The organism is Anoxybacillus pushchinoensis (assembly GCF_900111795.1).
Lineage (GTDB): Bacteria > Bacillota > Bacilli > Bacillales > Anoxybacillaceae > Anoxybacillus > Anoxybacillus pushchinoensis.
In genome coordinates this window covers 1-8,936 of the sequence record NZ_FOJQ01000071.1, presented here as the reverse complement: position 1 = coordinate 8,936, position 8,936 = coordinate 1, and the positions used below count along the sequence as shown (strand labels likewise).

Below are 8,936 nucleotides of genomic sequence, written 5' to 3'. Positions count from 1 at the left end.
ATAAACTTTACATCCCACTACGTTCAAATAAAACGGCCGTATTTTTCGGTTTCCACCAAGTAAAATTGTTCGTCTTTACATCCCACTACGTTCAAATAAAACCATAACAATTGAAATAAAATTTTTAAATCGCTCATCCTTTACATCCCACTACGTTCAAATAAAACCCCCCTAAAATCTAAAAGCAAAAAGTGCTGTCATATCAACGATTTTTGGAAAGCGTTGATATGACAATCTTCTGCGTTTTGCAGTAAAGTGCCGGTTGTGTTTTTCTTCTTCTTTAAAAATACCGCATTTTTCGTTGATATATCAAGCGTTTTAACCTATTTTTTGAAATTAGAGGTTCACTGCAGCTGTTAAAGAAAGAGTTCATCAAAGTTTTTTTCTTGTCCAAACACTTGCTTTTTGATGTTCTTCGGATTAGCCACCTCGTAAATATAAATGGAATCCTCATCTTCATCAATGATTTGATCAATTTCATTTAAACATTTCATCAACAAACTTTTTGTGATTTCCCCCTCGAACACAGAGTTCTGTGTCCATGTTAAGTATTCCCTTAATTTTTTGCATACTTTATTCACGCGTTTTTCTCCAACATCGTACGTGATAATTACAAACATATTACCACCATGCCTTCAACGGTTTATAAGGTTCATCGCCAATGAAATGCTTAATCAGCTTATAGCATTCCAGACGAATAAAATACCGATAGCTTACTTTTCGCTTCAGTCTTCGATGTTGTACGGTTGTTGATAGCTTCTCATCCCACTCTTTAATAAAACGCTTTTTGCCTTCTTCATTTAGCAAGACCATCCCATCTAAAAAGTCAAAATGCTTCTGAGTAATAATGCGGTTGTTAATGCAAGAAATAATCACTACGTCGACAATCAATGGCTTGAAAATCTCGGATAAATCTAGACATAAAGAAAACCTTTTCGTTGACGGCTCATGTAAAAAACTAATCGTCGGGTCTAATTGTGTTTTATAAATTTCCGACAAAACGGCCGTATAACAAAGTGAATTTCCAAACGAAATAAGCGCATTTAGCGGATCCTGCGGCGGTTGTTTCGTTCGTTTTTCAAAGATAAAATCTTGCCTCAAAATCGCATTAAATGACTGATAATAATGTTGACGAATGCGCCCTTCGATTCCCATTAGTTCTTGAACTGTCGTGGCACTATCCATCTTTTTTGCTTCCTCTTCGATAGCTTGCACATATTGTTCTGTTTTTTCTTTATACCGGCGAATATTCCGTAACATATGGTGAACCGCGCTTTGCAAAAATGCCTTTGCCATGTATAACCGTTTTTCCAAGTCAAGATAATGGGCGCTTTGTCGCACTACTGTAAACCCTGAAACTTTTTTATTCCGCGGACAAAACGTTCCCGCATAAAAGCCATAATAATTAAATACATGAAGATGAACATCGTGCTGACTCAATAAATTTAATAGCGATGAGTTTAAGTCTATTTCTCCAAATACATATAAATTGTCCGTTTGATGAACAGGGAGACTTTTTTTATTTTCTTCTTCATCAAAAAAGTATAGCGTATTGTCTTTTCTTTTTAGCCTACCGTTAGAAAAGATGTAGTGATCCCTTAACATTAATCATCACCTTCCAGCGCAAAACAAAACTCATAATACGCGCATTTTGTACAATAAGGCAGTTTTTTTAGCTTCGGTGGAGAAGCGGAGTGAACGATTGCATAAATTTCCTTTATCGCCTTTTCAATTGCTGCCTCATCTTTTTCCGTTAGTTCTATTTCTTCCGTTTTCCGCTCTTTCGTATAGCTAATTAACCCCTTCTTCTGAACGCCTCGCTTCTTCAACTCATATAGGTAATACAGCATTTGAAACCGATCTGCCTCTGACATTTTGCTTGAAAGTTTAATTTCACGAATGTAATCTCCATCCAAAGCATCTAACTTAAATGCATCATCTACTAAAATTTCCCTATCTCCCAAACGTGGATAAGCTCGTTCGTGTAAAATCTTCCCTTCTATAACCCGCTCATGTTCATTTTCCATCGCAATTCCTTTTGAAAACAACCATAATTTTCGCTTGCACACTTTGTAATACTGCATTTGCACACCGCTAACCATGAATAAGCACCTTCTTAATGTTGATTGGATGAAGGTTTGTCCAATAAAATCCCCTTCCCTTTCAACCGTTCTCGATTAAAGTCGTATTCAACTTCGGCAATATATATATGATCAAATGGCTTTGGCAAACGCTCCGACACATATTTTTCTGCTACATATCGCTGAACGCTAACCGTTTTCTTTTCAATTTCCATCCGTAATTCCAAGCGTTTTTTCCATTCTTTTTCTTTTTTATATCTCTCGAATAGATGCTCAATCTGATCATACATTTGCCGCGTAATGATCTGGATGTTTTGAATATCACGTAGCTTTTGTTGTGCTTCTCGTTTATCCATTCCATATGGATCAAGATTGTCGAACATGTATAAGGCATCTTCAAACTCTTTCAAAAATGATGTTCCTTTTAATCTTTCTCGATCATATAGTTGCTTTACCATTTCTACCTTGGCACGTTCGTCAACAATTTGGTGATCGTATGGCTTTAACAGCCGAATGCTCTCATTTACAAGATGTTCGTTATATACTCGCGGAATACCAGAAATATTTTCGGTGAAAATATGAATATTGCAATTGTCATGGTCTAGTGCTCTTTTACGGTGACAACGCCCAAACCGTTGAAATAAGCTATCTAATGTCGACATTTCCGTAAACAAATAATCAAAATCAATGTCAATGCTCGCTTCGACAAGTTGCGTCGTAATCCAAATTCCTCGTTCTTTGTCTTCATTAAATTGTTTAATGTGTTTTTCCAATAGCTGACGATCTTCTTGTGTAAACTGTGAATGAAGTAGGTAGATAGGGACTTGTGTATCACAATCTAAAAATTTATCATAAAGACTCATTGCCTGACGAACAGTATTGACGATGACAAGTACTTGTGATGTTTCGCCCAAGTCTAACATTTCTCCAATCGCTTCCTCTATCCCCTCAGAACGCAGGCAAATTCGATGGCGATTGACGCTTGTGTCAATGAACTCCTCGATCGCAATCTGGTCGTCGTTAATCATGTTTCGCTGTTTTAGCTCTTCTAAATATAAAGTCGGGAGTGTGGCAGTCATAATCATAAATTTTCCGCCTACACGATGAATCATTTCGAGAGATTTAATTAACATCGCTGCAATCCTCGGTTCATATGCTTGTATTTCATCAATAACTACTTTCGCATTTGCCATCGCTGCTAACTCTTTTTCAAAACCTTTATAGTAAAATGGGAATTTTAAAATTTGGTCGATTGTTGTAAGCAATAGTTTCTTTGCATAATGCTCAGACTGTTGCTTTAATTCTTCCCAATTTTCCTCTTTGTCTACTAAATAATGCACACTTGTTGAGTGAAGCAATCCAACGGCATCATAACTCATTTTCTCTTTTATTCGATCATAAATCGCATTTATACTTACCCGGAGTGGTAACGTGAAAAATGCTTTATCATCTTGAATCCATAACAATGCCGCTTCCGTTTTCCCCATTCCTGTTTGGGCAATCGCGATCACATGCTTATCGCTATGCTGTTCAGCAAATTGTTGCAAATCGTTTTTATGAAATTCTTGTTTTTGCATATATTCATTGACATTTGTATAGATCGATTTTTCCACATCGCTTTCAACATCAATATGCGCAGACGCTGCATGGTCTAAACGATGCAACAATCCTTTTATCATGACATATTTCCAAAATTCTTCTCCGTCATGATATGTATATCTTTTTAACAATCGATCGACGAACCGATATGAAAATTTTTCTGTCATTGGTAAACGCATGTGTTCAATTAGTTTCGGTAACTGTTGTTTTATATCGTTCTCTAAAACATGACGAATCATTTCCTTGTCTGGATGCTGGTCACGCTCATGATGATAACCAACCGCGTGAATAAGTAGTCGCTCTTCTTCTTTCGTGAAGTCTAGTTGTTTCAGCGGAATACATCCTACTGATAAATAATTGTGAGGTACATTTGCCTCCATATCCGTTTCTAATACAGATTCACGAATTGCCTGTCTGATTTTATTTTGAAACGCCGTGTTCGCTTTGCCAACGTCATGATATTGGACGGCGATTTCTAACAGCTTCCACATTTGTTCATCCATTAACATGAATTTGTGACCGTAAGCGTTTTTTAACAAATTCAAATTATAAAGGAGACGATCCGTATGTTCACGAATCGTCTCTTTTCCCTCTGATTTTGCATAAAAAACCATCATTGCCCCTCCTACAGATGATAAAAAACTAGTTCCCCGTCTTCATCAATCCATACTCCTTCTGGAGCCTCGATTCCTTTTTGTACATACCCAACATTAATTTTTTCCCACTGCCGAATCCCGTTAACAATTTCATATTTCCAGTTGAGTTGATAAGGGATACTTTTGGTCTCTCGATCAAGAAGATGGCTAGGAATATAAGCGTTCCATTGTAAAGTTTCCCCTTCTTCAAGTTCTTGAACGTCCACGAGTTTATATTCATCAATCCGAACTAAATCTTCCCAACGGCCGAGGCTGTAATGAGTTGTATTATGCTCAATAGCATGAATGATTTGTTCTAAGATGTGTTGCTCTGCTTCGACATGGATTAATAAATGGACGTTGTGCAACAAATGCGTGTACATTGGCATCGTTGTTATTTCGTTTTTATCGTAAGAAAATTCCATTCGCGCCAATCCATCTAGGACAAGTGGGAAGCTTGATAGTTCTTTCTTTTTGAAAAAATAATATCGTTGATAATCAAGCAGCTTTGCTTCATACGTTCCTTGCACGCTCAATCGCATCGGAATAAATTCGTTTGCCTGAAGCAAAGCATGAATCATTCCTTTTACCGTTGAATACGGTGGAAGCGGATATGTTTCCGCCACTTTGGAAGCAAACGGCTTTTTATAGCACGCTGTTTCTTGAAATAGTTTTAATCGTAACGCCTTCATATTTAAACACCGTAATACGATTGGATTTGTTTTGAAACATATTGGAAAAATGGCTCGACAGGCATCACTTGTTCGTTAAATAAATCATAAAATTCTCCTTCATTTGCAAACACGCCGCTTAATATGCCAATTCGTGTATCTTTGCCGATTGCTTCCCCAGCAAATGTTTGTTCCATTGTTTCTTTGATCGGCTTTGTTTGTATAGCCCATCCATTTGCTGTCGTACTTAGTTGAACGCGTCCAAGGAAAAACGGGTTAGCGACATTATATATTCCACCGATAACAAAAAGAGGAGATAAATTTTCTTGTCGTCCGCGAATGTTGCGGTTTAGCACTTTTAAAACTTCAAGCAGCTGGAGTACACGATTCACTTTTTCTTCATTTGGAAGTTCAATCTCCCCATCTACACCGACACGGTTTAAGTCAATGGTAAGCGTGTATGTGTAAAAGCTATGGTGTTGCTCAATATTGGCTAAGTTAGCATCTTGTCCAATGCGGCTTGCAAGCCCCATGTTGTTTAAAAATTCCAAATCACTTTTGTACGGCTCAAGCGAGATCGCATGGCTTAGACGAACAACAGCGGGGCGTTTTTCTCCTCCTTTACCTTTTTTTGTTTTTAAATATCCAAATAGATCCATTTCCACTGAATCTCTGATTGAAGTATCTTTTTTGAATTGAACGACACTTTTTCCTCCATCGCTCGCCTTTGTAACAGTATCTAAATTCCATCCAAACAGCTCATTCCCAAGGCGAACGATATCGTAGCGAATGCTTTGGCGTGAAGCATATGTATATACTTCACCATCGCCACGATGAAATTTTTTCAGCTCTGAAATATTGGCAATTCCTTCTCCATAATTTAATGAGTTTGCTTGAAAAATGACGGTCATCGTTAACGCTTTTTTCATGCTTGAACTTCCTCCTGTTCTTCTTTATATTGATTTGCTAATAATCCAGCGATAAACGCATTCGCCACTGTCGCAAAATCTAAATCCCGTTCGTGTAACGCATTCAAGAAAATAGGGGAAATTGGGCGATCTGCTGACATGTAAATACGCAAAAGTGTGTCCATAAAATTTTTTCTATTTCCTGCTTTTGCAGCGTTTAATAAGCGGTAAGCAATGCTTGTTACTTTTTTCTCCGACCCGCTTGAACGCATAATCGCGTCACGGATTTCCCGTCCTTGCATAAACAACGCGCTCACTCTTTTATCTGTTTTATCTGTCATGGCCATATCTCTCACTCCTTTTTTAAACTGCAAAATTCGATTTCGCTCCCGCACAGCAATGTACGGGCCAATAGAGCTTCTTTCATTTTTGATACAATCACGCAAATAGTTATAGATAACATAAACGGGATCAGCCCCGCGCAACACATATTGCACAAACTGCTCGCGATAGTCGTATGATTTGATGTGATCAAGCCTGTCTGCATATTGTTTGAAATAATTGGCTAGGTAAATAGGAAGGTGGTAATAATGTAAATGTGTTTTTTTACTTTCATAGTCCGAAAAGAATTCTAAGAAAAACAAATGATCGACCGCATACTCCGATTCTCTTCTTACGCTTTGAACGAGTTGACTGACAATCTTGTTAAAAGGCTCTCTTTTTTTCTTTAATTGTTTAAAATGATTGTTTTTTTGCAAAATTTCTGCGAAATTTCCATCTGTCTGAACAAATCCTGCATACGGTCTTCGTTCCTTTTGATCGCCTATTCCGTCATTTTTTAAATAAATAGCTACTCCAATTGGCGCGAATAAAAGCACAAGTTTAGCTAATGAAGACAATGGTTTAGGTTGCTGACTATCAAAATGCCAACTAAAGTTAAATGCTTTATCTTTCGCAACACCAATTGGAGAAAATACCATTTCTTCAAAATTATAAAAAGCTAGATGCTCATTGAAAAGCAGACACTTATTTATTTTAGTATTGATATATTCCTGTATTTCTTCTAATGTTTTCTTCTTCCATTCCCTTTTTAATTGTTTAAAAGGTTGATATTCACCTTTTTTCTCTAACAAAGAACTTATCTCCTCAATAGAGTGACTATCATTGAGTACAGATTCCAAGTGTAAATCATTCATTACAGGAAAAACATAACTATTGTAAAATTCTTTTACATGACCTTCAAAATCTAAATCATTTTTTGACACATTTAAAAATGAAACTTGCCCAAAAAATAATGGTTTTAGTATAGCATGTTTAAAATAATTAAGAGTTAATTTTTCATTGATTTTTGTTTCACTATACACTTGCTTTAAAGTACGTATATGCTCTTCCAACTGATGTACTTGTTCATATTTCTTTATTTCTCTTATCTGTTTTAATGTATTTTCTAGCGTTTCATGAGTGAAATATTTAAGTATTTTAGTTCCTGTATCTGATATAGATTTTTTTAAATCATTTATATTACTCTTAAATTGTTTTTCATTTGTCACTTGTTCTACGTAAGCATCTAACTTGTCACATTCCCTTTTAGCAACACTATACTCCTCCAATAAATACAGAAAATATGCTCTTGGCAATTGCGGAAGCACATCGGTATCAAGTTCAATTCCCCACGGCTTAACCGTCACGCTATCTTTGTATTCATCGCTAATGATTCCGTTTTTCTGTCCATATTCAAACACGCGATATAGCCCGACAAGCCCCATGTTGACCATCCATTCACCCATACGCAGTTCGACTTTCATTCCTTCACCTCCTCTACTTCAAGCATTCCGAATCCTTGATTACGCCGTTTTGACAAACCAAGTTGGTATAACAACTGCAAGTCAGCAGGATGTCCTTTCAATTCAAACAATCCGTGATAAGCAGTAAAATATAAATGCTGCCCTTCCCCATACTTTTCGGCAAATTGACGATTAGATTCCTTTATGACCGTCTTTTTAAATCGAACAGGTCGCACCGTCAGCGATCTATATAATCCCTTTCCACGATATTCATATAAAATCATATCGGCTAAGTAATTCATATGTTTTTCATAATTTGGATCATCTGGGGCAATGGGAATTTTATTTTCATCTTCTATTAACAAAGGGGAGAGCGTTCGAAATATGACGGCAGATGATGTAACCTTTTTTTCATCTCCCATGACTATTTTTCTTCGAGTAAATTCATATCCTTTATACTCAAACTTTTTTTTACTTTGCAAACCGTTATACACATGAAGCAAAAATTCATAGTCGGGTGAACTAATAATAATACGTAATTCATCTAACTCAATTTCATCACCTTTTAAGCGGAAGTTTTTTAAAAAAGGCGAAAATACGAAAGGTTTTGTTGCATTTGCTTGCGCATATAGCCGCTCATAATACTCCTCACTAGACGCTCGTATACTTTCTTTAAGGATTGAAACGATCGCCATTCGATAATGAATAGGGAGCTTTTTCACTTGAAAGAAACAAATAATTCTCATAAGACACCTCCTTTTACCTAATTTTATCGAAAAAGAAAAGAAAATGTTGTCGTTTTTTGTCAAACAGAAAAAATTTTAAAAAAATTTAACAATTTAAAACGTACAATATAGTCATTATATTAATAAATCCAAATTCAAAGACTTACAAATATTTATCTACATTTCTAGTATGAGTAAAATGTTTGTGGGAGAAAAAAAGACAGGTTCCTGATTTGGTATAATAAGGAACCTGTCAGATATGTAAGCAAAATAGATGAAAAACGGGCTCTCCTCCTGGTAAGGTAGTAAGTGTGAAAAAAATACAACCAAAGAAAGGAGTGGAGCCCATGCAGGATTATATCACAAACGGCTTGACATTAAAAGAGATCGAACAGTCTTTATTTAGACATATGCAAAAACAATATGGTCATCTCCTTCAACAGGTGTTGGAGGAGATCGACCGCACATTGGCAGAACAGCGGGACAAGAAACGATATGCGCTCAAAGATAAGCGGACGATCCGACTCCAAACG

The 8,936-nt window shown here is 36.5% G+C and carries 9 protein-coding genes; 1 reads left to right on the top strand and 8 read right to left on the bottom strand.

What is annotated here, in order from left to right; genetic code table 11:
• Positions 1-356: 356 nt before the first annotated feature.
• Genes cas2 through cas6 form a run of 8 tightly spaced genes read right to left on the bottom strand, consistent with a single transcriptional unit; the run spans position 357 to position 8,424 of the window.
• The gene (cas2, locus tag BM213_RS13155; RefSeq protein WP_012574449.1) at positions 357-620 is read right to left on the bottom strand and encodes a CRISPR-associated endonuclease Cas2; all 264 of its coding nucleotides are present in this window, start codon (positions 618-620) and stop codon (positions 357-359) included.
• Position 621: 1 nt separating this feature from the next.
• Complete coding sequence (gene cas1b / locus BM213_RS13150) at positions 622-1,605, bottom strand: type I-B CRISPR-associated endonuclease Cas1b (protein ID WP_091704895.1); 984 nt, start codon at positions 1,603-1,605, stop codon at positions 622-624.
• Entirely contained in the window at positions 1,605-2,102 is a 498-nt protein-coding gene (cas4, locus tag BM213_RS13145) for a CRISPR-associated protein Cas4 (RefSeq protein WP_091704892.1), read from the bottom strand. The genes cas1b and cas4 overlap by 1 nt, the downstream gene beginning before the upstream one ends.
• Positions 2,103-2,116: 14 nt before the next feature.
• Positions 2,117-4,294: a CRISPR-associated helicase/endonuclease Cas3 gene (locus tag BM213_RS13140; RefSeq protein WP_091704889.1), complete on the bottom strand. Its 2,178-nt coding sequence runs from the start codon at positions 4,292-4,294 to the stop codon at positions 2,117-2,119.
• 11 nt (positions 4,295-4,305) lie between these two features.
• Positions 4,306-5,007: a type I-B CRISPR-associated protein Cas5b gene (cas5b, locus tag BM213_RS13135; RefSeq protein WP_091704886.1), complete on the bottom strand. Its 702-nt coding sequence runs from the start codon at positions 5,005-5,007 to the stop codon at positions 4,306-4,308.
• 2 nt (positions 5,008-5,009) lie between these two features.
• Positions 5,010-5,915, bottom strand: a complete 906-nt coding sequence (gene cas7i, locus BM213_RS13130; RefSeq protein ID WP_091704883.1) for a type I-B CRISPR-associated protein Cas7/Cst2/DevR — start codon at positions 5,913-5,915, stop codon at positions 5,010-5,012.
• Positions 5,912-7,699, bottom strand: a complete 1,788-nt coding sequence (gene cas8a1, locus BM213_RS13125) for a type I-B CRISPR-associated protein Cas8b1/Cst1 (RefSeq protein ID WP_091704881.1) — start codon at positions 7,697-7,699, stop codon at positions 5,912-5,914. The genes cas7i and cas8a1 overlap by 4 nt, the downstream gene beginning before the upstream one ends.
• On the bottom strand, positions 7,696-8,424 hold the full coding sequence (gene cas6, locus BM213_RS13120) for a CRISPR-associated endoribonuclease Cas6 (protein ID WP_091704878.1): 729 nt from the start codon (positions 8,422-8,424) through the stop codon (positions 7,696-7,698). Before cas6 ends, cas8a1 begins: the two co-directional genes overlap by 4 nt.
• A 326-nt stretch (positions 8,425-8,750) precedes the next feature.
• On the opposite strand from cas6, the gene BM213_RS13115 reads away from it, so the two are divergent.
• On the top strand, positions 8,751-8,936 hold a 186-nt coding region (locus BM213_RS13115), incomplete at its 3' end, for a UPF0236 family transposase-like protein (RefSeq protein ID WP_208601904.1).